At 69.5% G+C, this 19,170-nt stretch carries 15 protein-coding genes; 7 read left to right on the top strand and 8 right to left on the bottom strand.

What is annotated here, in order from left to right; all coding sequences use genetic code 11:
• Positions 1-22: 22 nt before the first annotated feature.
• A complete protein-coding gene (locus tag NYO99_RS12925; protein WP_268167622.1) occupies positions 23-1,063 on the top strand; it encodes an OmpA family protein in 1,041 nt (346 codons plus the stop codon).
• Between the two features lie 29 nt (positions 1,064-1,092).
• Here the strand turns inward: NYO99_RS12925 and NYO99_RS12920 are convergent, their stop codons facing one another.
• The 3 genes from NYO99_RS12920 to argC form a co-directional block, all read right to left on the bottom strand.
• Positions 1,093-2,436: an esterase/lipase family protein gene (locus NYO99_RS12920; RefSeq protein ID WP_268167621.1), complete on the bottom strand. Its 1,344-nt coding sequence runs from the start codon at positions 2,434-2,436 to the stop codon at positions 1,093-1,095.
• Positions 2,433-4,862 (bottom strand): hypothetical protein, encoded by a 2,430-nt coding sequence (locus tag NYO99_RS12915; RefSeq protein WP_268167620.1) that lies wholly within the window; start codon positions 4,860-4,862, stop codon positions 2,433-2,435. The genes NYO99_RS12920 and NYO99_RS12915 overlap by 4 nt, the downstream gene beginning before the upstream one ends.
• A gap of 95 nt (positions 4,863-4,957) precedes the next feature.
• The gene (gene argC, locus NYO99_RS12910; RefSeq protein WP_268167619.1) at positions 4,958-5,905 is read right to left on the bottom strand and encodes an N-acetyl-gamma-glutamyl-phosphate reductase; all 948 of its coding nucleotides are present in this window, start codon (positions 5,903-5,905) and stop codon (positions 4,958-4,960) included.
• A 49-nt stretch (positions 5,906-5,954) separates the two neighbouring features.
• Between argC and NYO99_RS12905 the strand changes: the two genes are divergently transcribed.
• A complete protein-coding gene (locus NYO99_RS12905; protein WP_268167618.1) occupies positions 5,955-6,494 on the top strand; it encodes an RBBP9/YdeN family alpha/beta hydrolase in 540 nt (179 codons plus the stop codon).
• 16 nt (positions 6,495-6,510) lie between these two features.
• Entirely contained in the window at positions 6,511-7,416 is a 906-nt protein-coding gene (locus NYO99_RS12900) for a ParB/RepB/Spo0J family partition protein (protein ID WP_268167617.1), read from the top strand.
• 31 nt (positions 7,417-7,447) lie between these two features.
• Here the strand turns inward: NYO99_RS12900 and NYO99_RS12895 are convergent, their stop codons facing one another.
• A complete protein-coding gene (locus NYO99_RS12895; RefSeq protein WP_268167616.1) occupies positions 7,448-8,392 on the bottom strand; it encodes a PEP-CTERM sorting domain-containing protein in 945 nt (314 codons plus the stop codon).
• 490 nt (positions 8,393-8,882) lie between these two features.
• Between NYO99_RS12895 and NYO99_RS12890 the strand changes: the two genes are divergently transcribed.
• From NYO99_RS12890 to NYO99_RS12880, 3 genes are all read left to right on the top strand, one after another.
• Complete coding sequence (locus tag NYO99_RS12890) at positions 8,883-10,805, top strand: PrkA family serine protein kinase (RefSeq protein WP_268167615.1); 1,923 nt, start codon at positions 8,883-8,885, stop codon at positions 10,803-10,805.
• 76 nt (positions 10,806-10,881) lie between these two features.
• Entirely contained in the window at positions 10,882-12,165 is a 1,284-nt protein-coding gene (locus NYO99_RS12885) for a YeaH/YhbH family protein (protein WP_268167614.1), read from the top strand.
• Between the two features lie 53 nt (positions 12,166-12,218).
• Positions 12,219-13,763, top strand: a complete 1,545-nt coding sequence (locus NYO99_RS12880; protein ID WP_422395506.1) for a SpoVR family protein — start codon at positions 12,219-12,221, stop codon at positions 13,761-13,763.
• 41 nt (positions 13,764-13,804) lie between these two features.
• Here NYO99_RS12880 and sugE read toward each other — a convergent pair whose 3' ends face one another.
• Positions 13,805-14,119, bottom strand: a complete 315-nt coding sequence (gene sugE / locus NYO99_RS12875; protein WP_268167613.1) for a quaternary ammonium compound efflux SMR transporter SugE — start codon at positions 14,117-14,119, stop codon at positions 13,805-13,807.
• Between the two features lie 61 nt (positions 14,120-14,180).
• The gene (locus NYO99_RS12870; protein ID WP_268167612.1) at positions 14,181-14,579 is read right to left on the bottom strand and encodes a VOC family protein; all 399 of its coding nucleotides are present in this window, start codon (positions 14,577-14,579) and stop codon (positions 14,181-14,183) included.
• 142 nt (positions 14,580-14,721) lie between these two features.
• Here NYO99_RS12870 and NYO99_RS12865 point away from each other — a divergent pair, with 142 nt between their 5' ends.
• Entirely contained in the window at positions 14,722-15,525 is an 804-nt protein-coding gene (locus NYO99_RS12865; RefSeq protein WP_268167611.1) for a hypothetical protein, read from the top strand.
• A 27-nt stretch (positions 15,526-15,552) separates the two neighbouring features.
• Here NYO99_RS12865 and NYO99_RS12860 read toward each other — a convergent pair whose 3' ends face one another.
• The gene (locus NYO99_RS12860) at positions 15,553-16,470 is read right to left on the bottom strand and encodes an alpha/beta hydrolase (RefSeq protein ID WP_268167610.1); all 918 of its coding nucleotides are present in this window, start codon (positions 16,468-16,470) and stop codon (positions 15,553-15,555) included.
• A gap of 38 nt (positions 16,471-16,508) precedes the next feature.
• Positions 16,509-19,130 carry a glycoside hydrolase family 3 C-terminal domain-containing protein gene (locus NYO99_RS12855; protein WP_268167609.1) on the bottom strand — a complete coding sequence of 874 codons (2,622 nt, stop codon included), beginning with the start codon at positions 19,128-19,130 and terminating at the stop codon, positions 16,509-16,511.
• Positions 19,131-19,170 lie beyond the last annotated feature (40 nt).

Raw genomic sequence — 19,170 nt, 5'->3', positions numbered from 1 at the left:
GGCTGGGCCAACATGCCCGACCATGCGCCTGACCACCCACGCCCTGACCGCCCTGCTCGCCCTGACGCTCCCGCTGAGCGCCCAGGCCGTTGACCCCGTGACCCTGGCCGATGTGCCGGGGAGTGCGGACCACCCCGTCATCAGCCGCTTCACCGGCAGCACGCTGGCCGGCTGGGGTCAGCAGGACTGGGCCGCCACCGAACTGCCCAGCGCCACCGGAGCCGCGCGCGGTGATCGCCGCCAGCTGGCCGACCCCGTGCGCGCCGAAGGCAAGCTGACCCAGCTGTTCTACCTGGGCCCGGTGGGCAAGACGGCGCTGGAGGTCTTCCGCAACCACCAGCAGGCGCTGGTGGCAGCCGGCTTCAAGCCGCGCTTCAGCTGCGAGCTCAAGGCCTGCCACGACACCTACTTCGCCCTCGGCAAGAACGCCCGCGGCCGCCAGATGAGCTGGGCCAAGGGCTCGCTGATGGGCGCCCGGGGCAGTTTCAAGGGCCGCGAGTTCCCGCTCGTCATGGCGCTCAGCCCCGACGAGGGCCGCATGCTGGCCGGCACGCTCACCCGCAACGGCAGCACGCTGGAGCTGCTGCTCTACACCTCGCTGGCCGACAACGCCTACACCGACCGCGCCGCCACCTACATCGAGATCGTCGAGCCCCGGTCCATGCAGACCGGCCAGGTCAGCGTGGACGCCAACGCCATCGCCGCTGGGCTGCAGGCCGACGGCCGCATCGCGTTGACCGGCCTGTTCTTCGACACCGGCAAGGCCGAGCTCAAGCCCGAGTCCCGCCCCCAGCTGGAGGCCATGGCCGAGCTGCTGAAGGCCCAACCCGGGCTCAAGGCCTGGATCGTCGGCCACACCGACAACGTGGGCAGCGTCGAGGCCAACGAAAAGCTCAGTCTGGCCCGCGCCCAGGCCGTGGTGGCGGCGCTGACGGCCCCGCCCTACCAGGTGGACGGCAAGCGGCTGGCTGCGCGCGGCCTAGCCGCCCTGGCGCCCGTGGCCGGCAACGGCAGCGAGGCCGGCCGGGCGAAGAACCGGCGCGTGGAGCTGGTGGCGCAATGAGCGCCCGCCGCCCCGCCTGACGACACCGTTCAGCGCAGTCGCGCGTCCAGCCAGGTCAGCACGCGCAGGTCCTGGAAGTAGTTGCAGTGGTGGGTCTCGGCGCTGGCGCCCAGGTCCTGCCAGTGCGGCGCAGCCAGCGGTGTGGTGCCAAGCTGGTTCATGGACGCACTGTCCACGACCAGGTCGTTGGGTTGCTGGAAGATCAGATCGGCCCCGCGGTGCAGCGCCTGGTCCTTCAGCTGCGTCACGCGCTGCCACAGCGTCCACAGCGGCTGGTTGACCTCGGCCGGTACGAAGCTGCCGCCGATGGCGTGCACGTCCACGCTGCCGGGCAGCGGGTAAAGCTGGGCCAGCTCCAGGTTGTTGGCCACGCGCCCCTGCGCCAGCAGCCCGGGCACCAGGCCCACCGCGGCGTCGGCCAGCGGCGTGCGGGCGCCCAGGGCCAGCACCTGGCCCAGCACGCAGGCCAGGCCGGCCACGCCCAGCGCCAACGGCTGCAGGCCGGGCGGCACGGCCCGGTCGGCCTTCAGGGCCGCGTGGGCCACGGCATCGGCAAAGCTGGCCAGCGTGTCCAGCGCCTGGCGCAGCTTGTCCGGCGCCGCCAGCGAGGTGCCGGCCAGCGGTGAGCCGACGAACAGCGCCTGGCGCACCGGCAGCGTGGGCGCCAGGCGCAGCAGCCAGGAGATGACCAGCCCGCCCCGGCTGTGGCCCACGAAGTCCAGCTCGGCCGTGCAGTCGGCCAGCGCGTCGCGCAGCGCCAGCGCGTTCAGCCACGGCGCGACGCTGAGCGTCGGGTGGTCAAAGGCCAGCACGGCGGCATAGGTGCCGCCCGCGCGGGCCAGCCGCGCCAGCAGAGCCTCGCCGTCGGCCGTGGCGGCCAGCTCCTTGGCATACATGGCGCTGGCGCTGAAGGTGCCATGCACCAGCACCAGCACACGGCCCCGCAGGCTGGCCAGCTCGCCCGCCGCCAGCGGCGCCCAGTGCGCGCCATTCCAGCGCCGCAAGCCGTCCACCGGGCGCTGGCCGGCCAGCGCGGGGTTCAGCCGCTCGTCCAGCCGGCGCAGGCCGTCGGTGACGGCATTCAGCCCCAGCTCGGGGAAGGCAATGCGCTCAACCGTGTCGTTCGCATCCACGCCGATGGCGCGCCAGCTGCGCCGGGCGCCGCTGGCGCCGCGCGGCCGCGCCGGGGGCTCGTACACCCATCGCAGCAGGCCGTCGTCATCGCGCACCAGGCGCACCGCCGCCCGCCCGTCGCCTGGCTCGAAGTCCCGCCGGCGGCGCTGCTGAAGCGACGGCCTCAACACCTCGCCCGGCGCCACCGGCGGCTCGGTGAAGCACTCTCGCGCCTGGGCCCACAGCGCATGCGAACTCATGGCAGCTCCTTGAGCAGTGGCAGCGGCGTGACCTGGGCCCGCCGCGCGGTGACGATGTCCAGCATGGAGTCGTAGTCGGCCCGCTCGGCCAGCGCCTGCACGCCAGACTCGATGGCCTCGATGAAGCCGCAGTGCTCGGTCAGCCGCACGGTCTCGATGGGCACCAGCTTGCGCTCGCGTATCCAGCGCCTCACCTCGGCCCAGCTGGCCTTGCCGGCATGCCAGCCGACGGTCTGCGCATTGGCCGCCGAGCTGCCGCCGGCATCGGCCTGCACCACCTCGCTGTAGCTGGCCGCGCCCATCTGCTGGTACTCCTGCTGGAAGCTGCTGTGCCGCCACCACCCAGGCAGCGCGTGGCCGTCGAGCAGGAAGACGACCGGGTAGATGTCCACCAGCTCCAGGCAGGCCGCGAACAGCAGCGCCAGGTCGATGCAGGTGCCGGCGCGGTCGGCCTGGACGGTGGACGGCACGCGCAGGCGCTGCGAGTCCAGGTCGCCGCTGTAGCTGGGCGGCGGGTTGATGTAGCCGAGTTGCCAGTCGTGCAGCAGCGTGGCCCAGATGGCCTCCACCTGGCGGTCGACGGCGCGCAGCGCGTCCTCGTCGATGGCATCGGCCGGCACGGCCTGGTAGCCCTCGAAGCCGGCTGACGGGTCGTCGCGCAGCACGCGGTTGTAGCGCTGCGCCTGCGCCACGGCGCGCACCACAGCCGGGTCGCGCGGCAGCACGAAAGACGGCAGCCAGCGGCCGTCCCGGCGGTTGTCGCGCCACTGGTCCACGGGCAGCAGGCGCAGGCGGTGACTGTCGTGGTACAGCACCTCACCGCCCTGGCGCACGCAGACATGCAGGCTGGTGTTGATGGCCTCGTGCACGCTGCGCGCCACCTCGGCCGTCAGCGGCACATGGATCTTGTCGGTCAGCTTCTCGCGCACCTGGCGCAGCTTGACGCGGCGCTGGTAGCGCGCCACCTCGGCGCCCAGGTGCACGGCCACCTCCACATCCAGCGGCGCAGCATCCTGGAAGCGCTCGCAGCTCAGCACGAAGCGCCGGAACAGCGGCTGGGCGTTGTGCAGCACGGCGTAGTTCAGCTCGCGGAAGGGCTCGATCTCGCAGCGCACCTCGGCCGAGGCCGGGCGCGTGGCGGCCTCGGCACGCACGGCCAGCCGCCGCCCCTGGGCCGCGTGCGCCGCTCGGGTGGCCGGGTCGACGAAGACCGGGCCGTCCAGCCACAGTGTCACGCCGGTGGCGTCCACCGACTCGGGCAGCGCCCTCACCTCGGCCCACATGCGGGAGAAGGCGTCCGGCAGGTCGAAGCCACCATCGAACAGCTGCCGCAGCAGCAGCGTCAGCGCGTACTCGGCCAGCGAGTCGTCGAAGGCATCCTGGAAACCCAGCGCCGCCCGCGACGCGCCCTCGGCGATCAGCATGGGCGCCAGCCGCGCGGCGCTGTTCCAGACGTTCAGCGTCGTCAGATAGGGCGGCTGCGTGCCCACCGCCGCCGCGATGGCCTGCGCCAGTGCCTGGGCCGGCACCAGGCGCGGGGCGCCGTCGGTGCCGCGCAGCAACAGGCCGTCCTGCAGGCGGCGTGCGTCGGCCAGCACTTCGTCCAGCGGAAGGCGCTGCAGCGGCGCGTCCAGCGCATCGGCGCTGGCCACCTCCACCAGCGCCGTCCTCGCGGCCAACGCGCCCAGCTCGCGCAGCGCCTGGTGGCTGTCCATGCCGGCCACGTGCAGCAGGTGGGGCGGGCGGGCCGCCAGTTCGGTCACCAGTTCCTCCAGACTGGGATGGTTCAGCACGCGCGGCGCCGGCACCTCGCGCGGCAGCGCAGCGGCCAGGTTCTTCAGCTCGGCCTCCACCGTCCAACGCTCGGCCAGCTCGCTGGGCAGCACGTTGACGAAGAGCACGCGCAGCTCCCGCCAGGCCGGCAGCACCACCGCCTGGCGCGGCACGGGCTGCCACGCGCCAGCCACCTCATGCTGCACCTGCAGCTCGCGGATGACGGTCAGCGGCCGCGGGCCACCCGGGGCCGCGCGGCGCTGCTCGCGCGTGGCGGCAGCCAGCACGTACTCCCACGGGAACACGCGCCCCTCCCAGCACAGCGCCTCGTGCTGATACGGCACGCGCACCACCAGCGTGGATGCCTGGCCCAGCGCCTGCAGCTGAGCCGCACCCAGGCCCAAAGCCCGCAGCGTGGCGGCCGCGTCGGCCTGGTGCTGCTCGCGCACCTTGGCCTCGCGCACCCAACGCTGGCGCGAGCGCAGCAGGTAGGTCCAGCGCAGCGCCTGCTGCGCCATGCTTTGGCGCGAGCGCTCGTCCACGGCGGCCAGCGTCTGTCCCAGCGCATCGCCATCATGGGCGATGTGCACGCCTGCCAGCAGCTGCTCATGCGCGCGCGCGGCGCCCTTCCCCGGTCTGCCTGCTGTTGCCACGGGCAGTTCTCCTGTCGGCCATCAAGGGCCCGGAGTATGGCGACGCCGCGCAGCGGCGTAACGTCACCGTTTGGGGGTCAGAGGATGAGACCCTCTCAAACGAGGCCGAGGCTTTCCTCGACACCCAGGTGCACGTTCATGCTCTGCACGGCCGCGCCGCTGGCGCCCTTGCCCAGGTTGTCCAGCCGCGCGATGACCAGCGCCTGCGTGTCGCTGGCGAACACGAAGATGTCCACACGGTTGGTGTCGTTGCAGGCCTGCACGTCGAAGAAGCCGCCTTCCAGCGTCGCCGCGTCGCGCAGCGGCATCACGTTGATGAAGCGCTCGCCCGCGTAGTGAGCGGCCAGCGCGGCGTGGAGGTGCTCGGGCGTGGTGCCGGCCTTGAGCTGGCTCAGCTGCAGCGGCACGCTGACGGCCAGGCCCTTGTAGAAGCTGCTGACGATGGGCATGAACACCGGCGGCGTGGCCAGGCCGGTGTGGGCCATCATCTCCGGCAAGTGCTTGTGCTTGAGGGTCAGGCCATAGGGGCGCGGCGCCTGCAGGTGCACGGGCAGCGGCTGCTGCTCGTACTCGGCAATCATGCTCTTGCCGCCACCCGAGTAGCCGGTGATGGACGTCGCGCTGACCGCCGCATCGCGCGGCAGCAGGCCGGCATCCACCAGCGGGCGCACGGCCAGGATGAAGGCGCTGGCGTGGCAGCCCGGGTTGGCGATGCGCTTGGACGCGCGGATGGCGTCGCGCTGGCCACGGGCCAGCTCGGGCAGGCCGAAGCTCCAGCCGGGCACGGTGCGGTGCGCCGTGCTGGCGTCGATCAGGCAGGTGTTGGGGTTGGTGATCATGGCCGCGGCCTCGCGCGAGGCCGCGTCGGGCAGGCACAGGAAGGCCACGTCGGCGGCGTTCAGCAGGCGGGCGCGCTCGGCGGGGTCCTTGCGCTTGTCGGCATCGATCCTGAGCACCTCGATGTCGGTGCGGGCCGCGAGGTATTCATGAATCCGCAGACCCGTCGTGCCCTCTTGCCCATCCACAAACACCTTGAACGTCATGACCGCTGCTCCACTGAAAATCGCGAACCGTGCAGCTTAAGGGCAAACCATGAATCCCACCCGCGTCCTGCTCCTTCCCGGCTGGCAGAACTCCGGCCCCGACCACTGGCAGAGCCGCTGGGAGCGCCTGCACGGCGACCAGCGCGTGGACCAGCACGACTGGGACTGGCCACGCCGTGGCGACTGGATGGCGCGGCTGGACGAGGTGCTGCTGCAGGACGACGCCCCGGCGCTGCTGGTGGCGCATTCGCTGGGCTGCCAGCTGGTGGCGAGCTGGGCGGAGCACTCGCAGCACACGGCCCGCGTGGCCGGCGCACTGCTCGTCGCCCCGCCCGACACCGAGCGCGAGGACATGCCGCCGCAGCTGCACAACTGGCGCCCCATCCGCCGCGGCCGCCTGCCCTTCCCCAGCATCGCGGTCATCAGCAGTGACGACCCCTTCGGCGCCGCCGAGCGCAGCACGGCGATGGCAGCGGACTGGGGCAGCAGCGTCGTCATCGCCGGGCCGCGCGGCCACCTGAACGCCGACTCGGGCCTGGGCGACTGGCCCGAGGGCCGCGAGCTGCTGCGCAGCCTCGCGAAGCCGTGAAGGACAATCCGCGCCCATGGCAACGAAGAAACCCAAAGGCCTCGGCCTCGGCCTGGAAGCCCTGCTGGGCCCCAAGGTCAGCGACACCCCCGCGCCCGCAGAACGCGATGGCACGCCCAGCACGCTGAAGCTCGAACAGCTGCAGGCCGGCAAGTACCAGCCGCGCACGCGCATGGACGAGGGCTCGCTGTACGAGCTGGCCGAGAGCATCAAGGGCCAGGGCATCATGCAGCCCATCCTCGTGCGCCCGATCACGCCCAACGGCGGCGTCAGCTACGAAATCATCGCCGGCGAACGCCGCTTCCGCGCCGCCAAGCTGGCCGGCCTGCGCGAGGTGCCGGTGCTGGTGAAGGCGGTGCCCGACGAATCGGCCGCCGCGATGGCGCTGATCGAAAACATCCAGCGAGAGGACCTCAACCCGCTGGAAGAAGCGCAAGGCCTGAAGCGCCTGACCGACGAGTTCGGCCTGACGCACGAGCAGGCCGCGCAGGCCGTGGGCCGCTCGCGCAGCGCCGCCAGCAACCTGCTGCGCCTGCTGAACCTGGCCGCGCCGGTGCAGAACATGCTGATGGCCGGCGATCTGGACATGGGCCACGCCCGCGCGCTGCTGCCGCTGGAAGGCGCCACGCAGATCACCACCGCCAGCGAGATCGCGGCCAAGAAGCTCAGCGTGCGCGAGGCCGAGAAGCTGGTCGCCAAGACCCAGGGCGCCGCCCGTCAGGCGCCGCTGCTGCGCGTGAAGGGCGACAAGAGCCGCGACGTGCTGCGCCTGGAGGAAGAACTGGCCGACGCGCTGGGCACCACGGTGGAAGTGCGCGTGAAGAAGCGCACCAAGAAGGGCGGCCAGAGCGGCGAGCTGGCCATCCAGTTCGACTCGCTGGACGCGCTGGACGGCATCCTGCAGCGCCTGCGGGGCGGCTGAGGCCCCGCACCACTCACGCCAGCGCTGCCGCTCAGCGGCGTTGGCGGCGCAGCACGCCGGCCACCAGCCCGAGGCCGGCCAGCCCCATCCACACCGTCGCCGGCTCGGGCACCGCTGCCGCCACGCCCAGGTAGGCATAGCCGCTGGCCGAGCTGAAACCCTGTGGAGCCAGCAGCGCCAGGTAGTCCGAATGCGTCGCATCGTTCACCAGCGCGCACGAGGCCAGGTGGAAGCAGCGCGCACCGCTGTAGGCCGTGTAGGAAAGGCGCACTTCCACGCCCGTCGGCACTTCCAGCGTCAGCACCTCGGTGCCGCTGTAGTGGCCGTTGTCGGCATCCCCGTTGGTGTAGATGCCCGTCGGGCCACCCAGCGCCACCTCCCGGAACAAGGATTTGCCGGCTGACTTCTCGATGGTGAGGTAGCGCTGCGCCTCGGGCGGGCAGTAGACACCGTCGCTGCCGAAGTCCGTGCACACGGCACCGGGGTCGTAGTCGGGGTTCTCGATGTCGTAGGACAGCGTCAAGGTCCGGAACGAGTCCAGCTGCTGGAAGTGGGACAGCGCCCCCTCGCGCGCAAAGGCCTCGAAGCCCAGGCCGCTGAAGTGCGTGTCATAGCTCAGGCGGAACTCGGCCGTCGCCGTGGCGCCCGGCCCCTTGAAGACGAGCGTGTCCGTCACATCCAGCCGTGCATAGGCCTCGGCGATGTCCGTCGGCTTCTGCCCGACGGGGTTGATGTCCACGCGTGTCATGGCCTTGAACATGCCGGTGCGCACGTCGGCCCAGGCGTTGACCTGCGCCGACACCTGCCCGGCCTGGGCCACCAGCGGGCCACCGGTGCTGAGCACGCCCTCGGTCTGCACCGGTGGGTACAGGTACACCCCCACCCGGTTCAGCTGGTCTTCGGCCGTCACGCCGTAGGCGAACGTGACGTCCGCCTGAGCCGACACCGCCAGGCCCAGCAGAGCGGCTGAACACATCCAACGCATGGGCTTCACAAGCATCATCATTTGTCTCAACGAATGGAAAGCCCGCGGTTGTACAAGGTGGGCAGGTCGGCGGCCCCCCGGGTTCCCGGGGGCGACGCCCGCGACGTCCTCGTGATCAGGGACAGCCGCGTCGCGCGCACGCAGCACGGCAGCCACGCGGCTAGCGGGTGCTGGGCCCTTGCAAGCCCCGGTCGGCAATGCCCCCATGTCTGTGTGGTTTGTCCATCAGGTGCCAGGTCTTGCCTGTGCGGCGGGCGTATGCTGGACTCGCCATGTCAACCAATCACCGACGTGGTTTGTTGGTGGGCATATCGCGGCTTATTGTTGAGATCAGCCAGTTGCCGGCAGCGTCAAGCTGCCACTCAGACACGCGGAGAGTTCTGATGACGCCTTGCAGTTGAGGCGCGATCAGAACCCCCCAGCCCCTCGGGCACGCATCGTGCCTGTGGCCCTGTGGAGTTCAAACCGCAGGAGGTCGAACATGGACGTCATCAGCCATTTCGCGGCGCGCTACGAGCGCACCAAGGTCGAAGAGCTCTCGCTGGAGGAGTACCTCGCCGAGTGCAAACGCAACCCCCTGGCCTACGCCACGGCCGCCGAGCGCATGCTGCAGGCCATCGGCGAGCCGCAGATGCTGGACACGCGCAACGACCCGCGCCTGTCGCGCCTGTTCGCCAACAAGACGATCAAGATCTATCCGGCCTTCGCCGAGTTCTACGGGCTCGAGGAAGCGATCGAGCAGGTGGTGTCCTATTTCCGGCACGCCGCGCAGGGGCTGGAGGAGAAGAAACAGATCCTCTACCTGCTGGGTCCGGTGGGTGGCGGCAAGAGTTCCATCGCAGAGCGGCTGAAGCAGTTGATGGAACACGTGCCCTTCTACGCCATCGCCGGATCGCCGGTGAACGAGTCGCCGCTGGGCCTGTTCGACCCCACGGAAGACGGCCCGCTGCTGGAGCGCGACTACGGCATCCCGCGCCGCTACCTCAACCGCATCCTGTCGCCCTGGGCCGTGAAGCGGCTCGACGAGTTCGGCGGCGACATCCGCAAGTTCAAGGTCGTCAAGCGCTACCCCAGCGTGCTCAAGCAACTGGGCGTGGCCAAGACCGAGCCGGGCGACGAGAACAACCAGGACATCTCCAGCCTGGTGGGCAAGGTCGACATCCGCAAACTCGAGACGTACGCGCAGGACGACCCTGACGCCTACAGCTACTCCGGCGGTCTGTGCCTGGCCAACCAGGGCCTGCTGGAGTTCGTGGAGATGTTCAAGGCGCCGATCAAGGTGCTGCACCCGCTGCTGACCGCAACTCAAGAGGGCAACTACAAGGGCACCGAAGGCTTCGGCGCGATTCCCTTCGACGGCATCGTGCTGGCGCACAGCAACGAGAGCGAGTGGAAGACCTTCCGCAACAACAAGAACAACGAGGCCTTCCTCGACCGCGTCTACATCGTGAAGGTGCCGTACTGCCTGCGCGTCAGCGAAGAGGTCAAGATCTACGAGAAGCTCATCCGCGGCTCGTCGCTGGCCGAGGCCAAATGCGCCCCGGGCACGCTGAAGATGATGAGCCAGTTCGCGGTGCTGACGCGCCTGAAGGAGCCCGAGAACTCGTCGCTGTATTCCAAGATGCAGATCTACGACGGCGAGAACCTGAAGGACACCGACCCGCGCGCCAAGAGCTACCAGGAGTACCGCGACTACGCCGGTGTCGACGAAGGCATGAGCGGCATCAGCACGCGCTTCGCCTACAAGATCCTCTCCAAGGTCTTCAACTTCGACAGCGCCGAGGTGGCGGCCAACCCCGTGCACCTGATGTACGTGCTGGAGCAGCAGATCGAGCGCGAGCAGTTCCCCAAGGAGCTGGAAGAAAAGTACGTCGGCTTCATCAAGGAGCAGCTGTCGCCGCGCTACGCCGAGTTCATCGGCAAGGAGATACAGACCGCTTATCTGGAGAGTTACTCCGAGTACGGCCAGAACATCTTCGACCGCTATGTGACCTATGCCGACTACTGGATCCAGGACCAGGAGTACCGCGATACCGACACCGGTGAGGTCTTCGACCGCGCGGCACTGAACGCTGAGCTGGAAAAGATCGAGAAGCCGGCGGGTATCTCCAACCCCAAGGACTTCCGCAACGAGATCGTCAACTTCGTGTTGCGGGCGCGCGCCAACAACGCGGGCAAGAACCCGTTGTGGACCAGCTACGAGAAGCTGCGCACCGTCATCGAGAAGAAGATGTTCTCCAACACCGAGGAGCTGCTGCCCGTCATCAGCTTCAACGCCAAGGCCAGCGCCGAGGATGCGAAGAAGCACGAGAACTTCGTGCAGCGCATGGTGGACAAGGGCTACACGGCCAAGCAGGTGCGGTTGTTGTGTGAGTGGTACTTGAGGGTGCGCAAGAGCAGCTGAAACATGGGCCCCTCGTCCGACGAATACGTCGGCCGATCCCCCGAGGGGATGCGGGCCGGCCCGCTGAAAGGTAGCGATGTCGCTTCAGCAAATCATCGATAGACGGCTGTCGGGCAAGAACAAGTCCATCGGCAACCGCGAGCGCTTCCTGCGTCGGCACAAGGAGCAGATCCGCGAGGCCGTGAAGCGCGCAGTGGACGGCCGAGGCATCCGCGACATGGAGCGCGGCGAGAACGTGACGATCCCGAAAAAGGATCTCAACGAACCCGTCTTCGGCCATGGCGACGGTGGCGTGCGCGAGGTCGTGCGGCCCGGCAACCAGGAGTACGTGAAGGGCGACCGCATCGCCAAGCCGAAAGGTGGACAAGGCGGGCAAGGCAGTGGCAGCGGCGAAGCCAGCGACCAGGGCGAGGGTGAGGACGACTTCGTCTTCCACCTCAGCAAGGAAGAGTTCATGCAGGTCTTCTTCGACGACCTGGCCCTGCCCAACCTCGCCCGCACGACGCTTGCCGACACACCCGAGTGGAAGAGCCACCGCGCTGGCTTCTCGTCCGACGGCACGCCCACCAACCTGCACGTGGTGCGCTCCATGCGCGGCGCCCTGGGCCGGCGCATCGCGCTGGGCATGGACAAGCGCCGCGAGCTGCATGAGCTTGAAGCCCGCGAGCAGGAGCTGCTGAAGGAAGACCGCCCGGAGACGCCCCGGCTGCTGCTGGAAACGCGCGAGCGCATCGCCCACCTGAAGGCCCGGCTGGAGGCCATCCCCTTCCTGGACCCCATCGACCTGCGCTTTCGCTCCCGCGTGCGCGTGCCGGTGCCGACGACGCGCGCCGTCATGTTCTGCTTGATGGACGTGTCCGGCTCCATGGACGAGAGCCGCAAGGACCTGGCCAAGCGCTTCTTCATCCTGCTGTACCTGTTCCTCACGCGGCACTACGAGAAGATCGACGTCGTCTTCATCCGCCACCACACGCAGGCACAGGAAGTCGACGAGCAGAACTTCTTCCACGCCACCGAGACCGGCGGCACCGTCGTGTCGTCGGCGCTCGTGTTGATGGAGCAAATCATCCGCGAGCGCTACTCGCCCACCGAATGGAACATCTACGGCGCGCAGGCCAGTGACGGCGACAACTGGCACCACGACAGTGGCCGCTGCCGCGAGCTGCTGGCCGACAAGATCCTCCCGCTGTGCCGCTACTTCGCCTACGTGCAAGTGGCCGAGCCCGAACAGAACCTCTGGGAGGAATACCTGAAGCTCCAGGACGACGTCGGCCACTTCGCGATGCGCAAGGCTGTCGAGGCCTCGCAGATCTACCCGGTCTTCCGTGAGCTGTTCAAGAAGGAGGGCGCGACATCATGAGCTGCAAGGAAGACCGCCGCCACGCCGAGCGCGTGGCCACGCCGCCGCCCGGCATGCCCGAACGCCGACAGCGCGACCCGCTGCGCTGCATGCTGCCGCTGCAACAGCGACCCAGCCAGCCGCTGCCTTCCCCGAACGACTGGACCTTCGAACTCATCGAGGACTACCACGCCGTCATCAAGCAAACCGCCGACCGCTTCGGCCTGGACACCTACGCCAACCAGCTGGAGGTCATCACCTCCGAGCAGATGATGGACGCCTACGCGTCGGTCGGCATGCCGGTGAACTACCGGCACTGGAGCTACGGCAAGGAGTTCATCGCCACCGAGCGCAACTACAAGCGCGGCCAGATGGGCCTGGCCTACGAGATCGTCATCAACTCCGACCCCTGCATCGCCTACCTGATGGAGGAGAACACGCTGGCCATGCAGGCGCTGGTCATCGCCCACGCCTGCTACGGGCATAACTCCTTCTTCAAGGGCAACTACCTGTTCCGCATGTGGACGGATGCGTCGTCCATCATCGACTACCTCGTCTACGCCAAGAACTACGTGGCCGAGTGCGAGGAGCGGCACGGGCTGGATGCCGTCGAGGCGCTGCTGGACAGCTGCCACGCGCTGATGAACCACGGCGTGGACCGCTACCGCCGGCCGGCCAAGCTCTCGCTGGCCGAGGAACGCGCGCGACTGAAGGACCGCGAGCACCATGCGCAGATGCAGGTCAACGACCTGTGGCGCACGCTGCCCAGGAAGCCCGACCGGCCGGACGAAGCCGCCGAAAGCCGCCGCTTCCCCGACGAGCCGCAGGAGAACCTGCTGTACTTCATCGAGAAGAACGCGCCGCTGCTGGAGCCCTGGCAGCGCGAGATCGTGCGCATCGTCCGCAAGATCGCGCAGTACTTCTACCCGCAGCGGCAGACCCAGGTCATGAACGAGGGCTGGGCCACCTTCTGGCACCACCGGCTGCTCAACCAGATGTATGACGATGGCTACCTGAGCGACGGCATGATGATCGAGTGGCTCAAGTCCCACACCAACGTCGTCTACCAGCACCCGGGCGCCAACCTGAACCCGTATGCGCTGGGCTTTGCGATGTACACGGACATCAAGCGCATCTGCGAGGCTCCCACCGACGAAGACCGCGCCTGGTTCCCCGACATCGCCGGCAGCGACTGGCTGCCTACGCTGGACCACGCGATGCGCAACTTCAAGGACGAGAGCTTCATCGGCCAGTACCTGAGCCCCAAGGTGATGCGCGATTTCCGGCTCTTCGCCATCCTCGACGACGAGGCCAAGGCCGAGTACGAGATCTCCGCCATCCACGACGAGACCGGCTACCGCCACCTGCGCCAGGCGCTGTCACGCCAGTACGACCTCTCCACGCGCGAGCCCAACATCCAGGTCTGGAACGTCAACCTGCGCGGCGACCGCTCCCTCACGCTGCGCCACCAGCAGCACCTCAACCGCCCGCTGCACGACAGCGCCCAGGAAGTGCTGCGCCATGTCGGCCGGCTGTGGGGCTTTGCCGTCAACCTGGAAAGCGTCAACGGCCGCGGCGACGTGACCCGGCGCTGGAACGTGCCGGCGCAGCACGGCTGAAGCATCGAGGTGGGCCGGCGCGCGGCCCCCTCACGGCGAGCTCAGCTCGCCAGCTTCAGACCCACGATGCCCGCCACGATGAGGCCCAGGCTCACCAGCCGGCCCACCGTGGCCGGCTCGTTGAACAGCACCATGCCCAGCGCCGCCGTGCCCACGGCGCCCACACCCACCCACACGGCATAGGCTGTGCCCACCGGCAAGGTCTTCATCGCCACACCCAGCAGGCCGACGCTGGCGACCATGGCGCCCACGGTCAACACCGTGGGCACGGGCCGCGTGAAACCCTCGGTGTACTTCAGGCCGATGGCCCAGCCCACTTCCAGCAGGCCGGCAATCAGGAGCAGCAACCAGGCCATGGCCGTGCCTTTCGGTAGTGAGCGATTTCAGGGCTGAGCAACGCGCCGTGCACGAGGTGCATCAGTCCTTGGGCACGCGGTAGACGGCGCACAGCTTGTTGCCGTCGGGGTCGCGCACATAGGCCAGGTGCATGGCGCCCAGCGCGCCTTCGCGCAGGCCGGGCGGGGCTTCGATGGACGTGCCGCCATGGGCCACGGCCACGTCGTGGAAGGTCTTGACCTGCTCCGGCGACTCGCACTTGAAACCGATGGTGCCGCCGTTGGCGTGGCTGGCCGGCTCGCCGTTGATGGGCTGGCTCACGCCGAAGCTGCCACCCGCGTGGCGGTAGAACACGCGCTGGTGACCGCTGGGCGCCTGGTTCGCAAAGCCGGCCGGTGCCCCCAGCACGCCGAGCACGGCGTCATAAAAGTGCTTGCTGCGCTCGATGTCGTTGCTGCCGACCATGATGTGGTTGAACATGGGCTCATATCTCCTGTGCAGAGGGATGGAAAGGTTCAGGCGCCGCATTGTGGTCAAGTCCGGCCCGGCCCGCCGGGAAGCGCTCGCATGCCCGACGGCAGGACTTCCGTCACGGCCGCTGGCCGCCGCTAGGCTGCGCCGCATGAACCGACGCTCCCCCGCTTCGCCGCCACTCGCCCGCATGCTCGCCGTGCTGTCTACCGCGCTGCTGCTGACGGCCTGCGCCGTCACGACGGTGCAGGTGCAGCCCCCACCCGCCCTGGCCACGGCAACGCCGCTGGCTGTCGCTGGCCGCCAGGGCTGGCTGCCCGGCCGCGAGCTTCGCTTTGGCGACTACGCCACCCGCGCACTCACCCAGCGCCAGCAGGTGCAGACGCAGGCCTGCCCGCAAGGCTGCAGCCGCGTCGAGCTGGGCGTGTACAGCCGGCGCTTCGACGAAGCGCTGCGCACCACCACGCAGCGGGTCGGCCTCACGCTGGTCGACGGCCAGGGCGCAGAGGCCGATGTACAGCTGGTGCAACGCATCGACGAGGAACGCCGCGCGTGGATCACCCGGTGGTTCGGCGTGCCCAGCGACGTTGGCTCCGATTTCGTGCGCAACATCCAGGTGCTCGGCACCGTCCAGCCCGCCAAGGCCGGCCAGCCCGGCTGGCGGCTCGCACTGGCCGACACCGGCCCGCAGCTGAGCGGCTGGGCCGAGAACGACCTGGGCCAGCGGCTGACGCTGTCCCCCCTCACGCAACTGGCCGGCCCACAAGGCCCGATCGCCATGCCGGTGCGCGGGCTGGCGCTCGGTTACGCGTTCGAACGCGACGGCCGCACCGTTGCGGCCGTGGCCACCAGCGGCGGCGGCACGGTGTGGCTGAGCCCCGGGCTGCACGCCGACGATCGACTGGCGCTGGCCGGCCTGGCAGCACTGCTGCTGGTGCGCGCGACCGAGCCCTGAGCACGCGGCCGGGCGCGCCGAGGCGCCCTACTTCGCGCCCGCCGGCTTGAGGAAGCCGTTGACGTCCAGCCAGCGCGTGAACAGCGGGAACCAGCCGTTGGAGGTGTAGCCCGGATAGCCCAGCCCGAAGCCATGACCGCCGTTCTGAAACAGGTGGAACTCCACCGGCCGGCCGGCGTCGAACCAGGACTTGACGATGCCGGTCTGGCCGCGGAACAGGAAGTCGTCCGTGGCGATGACGTTGAACATCGGCGGCGCGTTCTTGGGCACGGCTACCGGCCCCATGCCGCCGTAGATGGGGCCGATGAAGGCCAGCTTCATGGTCTTGGAGTTCAGCGTGCTGTGCAGCGTGAGGCCCGCGCCTGCCGAGAAGCCCACCATGCCCAGGCGCTGAGGATCCACACCCCAGTCCTTGGCGCGCGACAGGATGAGGGCGTACGCGGCCTCGGCATCAGCCAGCTGGTTGTCCAGGTTGGGCACCAGCGCGCGCGGATTGGCGTCGCTCGTACCGACCGCCGCAAACATGCGGTCCATGCTCTGCTTGAAGCCGTCCAGCGATGCCGGCGTGGGCTGCAGCCTGTACTTGAGGACGAAGGCGGCAATGCCCTGATCCGCCAGCGCCTGGGCCACCTGCCAGCCTTCATGGTTGATCGCCAGCCAGCGGTAGCCGCCGCCGGGTGCCACCAACACGGCCGCGCCATTGGCCTTGCCGGGCGCAGGCAGGAAAGGCGTCAGCGTGGCCGTGCTGACGTTGCGCACCATGGGCTGGCCCCATTGGTGGAACCAGCTCTCCGGCGCGGGCTGCTGTTCCACGCCACCGGTGCCCAGCACGATGGACGGCGGCTCGGTGGGTGGCGCCAGCGGCCGGATCGTGCCGTCCTGGGCCTGGGAGGCCTGGGCACACATGAGCAGCAGCGTGGACAACAGCAAGGGCAGTTGGGGCATGGTCAGGAATCCTGAGGTTGACACCGGTGGCACCGCGTTCAGCGCGGCAGGGCTTGGGCACGGGTGATCGTGAAGGCGGCGCTGGCGCCCGGGGCGCCGGTGCCCGGCTGGCCGCCGCCCACGGCCAGGCGGTAGTCGCCGGGCATGACCAGACGCTGGCCGTCTCGGTCCACAAAGCTGAGCTCGCGCGGCCCGAGCTCGAAGCGCAGTTCGCGCCGCTCGCCGGCCCGCAGCTGCAACCGCTCGAAGGCCCGCAGCGCCAGGCGCGGCCCGCCCTCGAAGCGCGGCGGCGTCAGGTAGAGCTGCACCACCTCGTCGCCATCGCGCGCACTGTGGTTGGTGACGGCGGTGCGCACGACCAGCCGCTGGCGCTGGCCGTCATCCTCCAGCGCCACCTGCGGTGTGTCGTAGCGGAAGCTCGCGTAGCTCAGCCCGTGGCCGAAGGGGTAGACCACCGGCTTGTCGAAGAAGCGGTAGGTGCGCCCAGCCATGCGGTAGTCGTCAAAGGACGGCAGGTCGGCAGCGCTGCGGTAGAACGTGACCGGCAAGCGCCCGGCCGGGTTGGCGGCACCCGTCAGCACCTGAGCGATGGCCTGGCCACCGCCCTCGCCGGGATACCAGGCCTGCAGCACCGCCGCCGCATGCTGGTCAGCCCAGGCCAGGTTGACCGCGCTGCCACTGAGGTTGACCACCACCAGCGGCTTGCCCGCCGCCGCGGCAGCCTGCAGGTAGGCCCGCTGATCGGCTGGCAGGTCCAGCGACGTGCGATCGCCGCCGGAGAAGCCCTCGATCTTGACGGGCATCTCCTCGCCTTCCAGGTCCGAGGTCAGGCCGGTCACGGCCACCACCACGTCGACCTCGCGCAGGCCGGCGCGCAGATCGGCCAGCGGCCGGGTGGAGACGCGCTTCCACATCATGCCCGGCGGCGCGCTGACGCCACTCTCCGTCTCGAAGCGCAGCGCATGGCGCTCGCCCCGCTTGAGCGCCACCTGCGTCAGCGCCACAGGCTCGGCCCAGCGCGTGGGCCGCTTGGCGAGCGACACATCGCGCCCGTCCACGCGCAGGCGGCCCTGCACGCCGGCCAAGCCCAGGCGGTAGGTGCCGGTCTCGGGCGCGACGAAGAAGCCCGTCCACACCGTGCGCACGATGGCCCCGGTGGGCAACATGTCCTGCGGCCGTGATTCCAGCGCCGGCACACGATGCGTGGCGGCCGCCTGGCGCTCGTAGCGGCGCTGGCCTGCAGCCTGCGGCGAGCCGTGCTGCAGCAGGTGATAGCTGGCCTGCAGTCCCGGCTGGCCGTCGGGCGTCAGGAAGACCGAAGACGGCACAGCATCCCCGTCGGTGATGGACGCGCCAAACGGCAGCAGCGTCACCTGCGCGGCCGGCAGCAGCTGGCGCAGCGCTTCGTGGACGGTCTGCGTCGGCCCCGTCTGTGCCGATGAGTAATTGCCCCGCATCACCCGGCGCGCATCGGCCAGCGGCCCAACCACCGCCACCCGGGCCGCGGCCTTCAGCGGCAGCGTGCCGTCGTTCTTCAGCAGCACCAGGCTTTCCACGGCGGCGCGCAGCGCCAGTGCACGGTGCGCCGTCGAGTTGATGGACGCCTCAGCGGGGAACTCGCGGCTGACGGCGCCGGGCAGGTCGCCCACCCGCAGGCGCGCGGCGAACAGGCGCTGCAGCGCGGTGTCGATGTCGGCCTCGCGCACATAGCCGCGCTGCAAGGCCTGGCGATAGCGTTCCCCCAGGCCCGGCGTGTGCGACAGCGTTGCGCCGTTGCACTCGTTGTCCACGCCATGCCTCAGCGCCAACGCAGCACCTGCGGCGGCGTCCGGGGCGTACTTGTGGTGCGCGTGGATATCGACGACCGCATCGCAGTCCGACACCACATAGCCCTTGAACCCCCAGTCGCGGCGCAGGGTATCCATCAGCAGGCTGCGGCTGGCGCAGGCTGGCTCACCGTTGACGCGGTTGTAGGCGCACATGATGGAGCCCGCCTGCGCATCCACCATCGCGGCGCGAAAGGCCGGCAGGTAGGTGTCCTCCAGGTCCTGCATCGACACCCACACGTCCACCGAGTGCCGCGTGGACTCCGGCCCGCTGTGCACCGCGAAGTGCTTGGGTGTGGCGATCACCCGCGGCCGCGCCGGGTCCGGGCCCTGCATGCCTTGCACGAAGGCCTGGCCCAGGCGGGCGGTCAGAAAGGGGTCTTCCCCGTAGGTTTCCTGCCCGCGGCCCCAGCGCGGGTCCCGGAAGATGTTGATGTTGGGCGACCAGGTGTTCAGCGCGCCGCCCATCCGGTGCGGATTGGGCTTGCCACGCCCCAGCGCGTACACGGCCTGCACTTCGGTGCTGATGGCGCTGGCCACGTCATGCATCAGCCGATCGTTGAAGCTCGCAGCCAGGCCCACGGGCTGCGGAAAGTTGGTCGTGGCGCCCGGCCCGAAGGCCCCATGCAGCGACTCCGTCCACCAGTTGTAGGCCGGGATGCCGAGCCGGGGAACAGCCGGCGCGCCGTTGAGCAACTGCTCCAGCTTCTCGTCCAGCGTCAGCGCTCCGACGAGGTCGCGCGCACGGCGCTCTACATCGTCATTGGTAGCGGCACCAGTCAAGCCGGCGACTGTCATGCCCCAAACCAGGCAAGCGGCGGTCAGCGTCTTCAAGCATGTCTCCTCTTGTGATGCTGCGCCCGCCTGCTGGTAG

Origin of the sequence: Roseateles hydrophilus (assembly GCF_026712245.1) — a bacterium.
Lineage (GTDB): Bacteria > Pseudomonadota > Gammaproteobacteria > Burkholderiales > Burkholderiaceae_C > Pelomonas > Pelomonas hydrophilus.
The sequence above is the reverse complement of the archived record's forward strand: the minus strand, read 5'-3'. Positions and strand labels throughout refer to the sequence as shown.

Excerpts from the sequence above, each read along its gene's own strand:
- NYO99_RS12925 (WP_268167622.1), top strand. The coding sequence starts at position 23 with ATGCGCCTGACCACCCACGCCCTGACCGCCCTGCTCGCCCTGACGCTC.
- NYO99_RS12920 (WP_268167621.1), bottom strand. The coding sequence starts at position 2,436 with ATGAGTTCGCATGCGCTGTGGGCCCAGGCGCGAGAGTGCTTCACCGAG.
- argC (WP_268167619.1), bottom strand. The coding sequence starts at position 5,905 with ATGACGTTCAAGGTGTTTGTGGATGGGCAAGAGGGCACGACGGGTCTG.
- NYO99_RS12905 (WP_268167618.1), top strand. The coding sequence starts at position 5,955 with ATGAATCCCACCCGCGTCCTGCTCCTTCCCGGCTGGCAGAACTCCGGC.
- NYO99_RS12900 (WP_268167617.1), top strand. The coding sequence starts at position 6,511 with ATGGCAACGAAGAAACCCAAAGGCCTCGGCCTCGGCCTGGAAGCCCTG.
- NYO99_RS12895 (WP_268167616.1), bottom strand. The coding sequence starts at position 8,392 with ATGTGTTCAGCCGCTCTGCTGGGCCTGGCGGTGTCGGCTCAGGCGGAC.
- NYO99_RS12890 (WP_268167615.1), top strand. The coding sequence starts at position 8,883 with ATGGACGTCATCAGCCATTTCGCGGCGCGCTACGAGCGCACCAAGGTC.
- NYO99_RS12885 (WP_268167614.1), top strand. The coding sequence starts at position 10,882 with ATGTCGCTTCAGCAAATCATCGATAGACGGCTGTCGGGCAAGAACAAG.
- NYO99_RS12880 (WP_422395506.1), top strand. The coding sequence starts at position 12,219 with ATGCCCGAACGCCGACAGCGCGACCCGCTGCGCTGCATGCTGCCGCTG.
- sugE (WP_268167613.1), bottom strand. The coding sequence starts at position 14,119 with ATGGCCTGGTTGCTGCTCCTGATTGCCGGCCTGCTGGAAGTGGGCTGG.
- NYO99_RS12870 (WP_268167612.1), bottom strand. The coding sequence starts at position 14,579 with ATGTTCAACCACATCATGGTCGGCAGCAACGACATCGAGCGCAGCAAG.
- NYO99_RS12865 (WP_268167611.1), top strand. The coding sequence starts at position 14,722 with ATGAACCGACGCTCCCCCGCTTCGCCGCCACTCGCCCGCATGCTCGCC.
- NYO99_RS12860 (WP_268167610.1), bottom strand. The coding sequence starts at position 16,470 with ATGCCCCAACTGCCCTTGCTGTTGTCCACGCTGCTGCTCATGTGTGCC.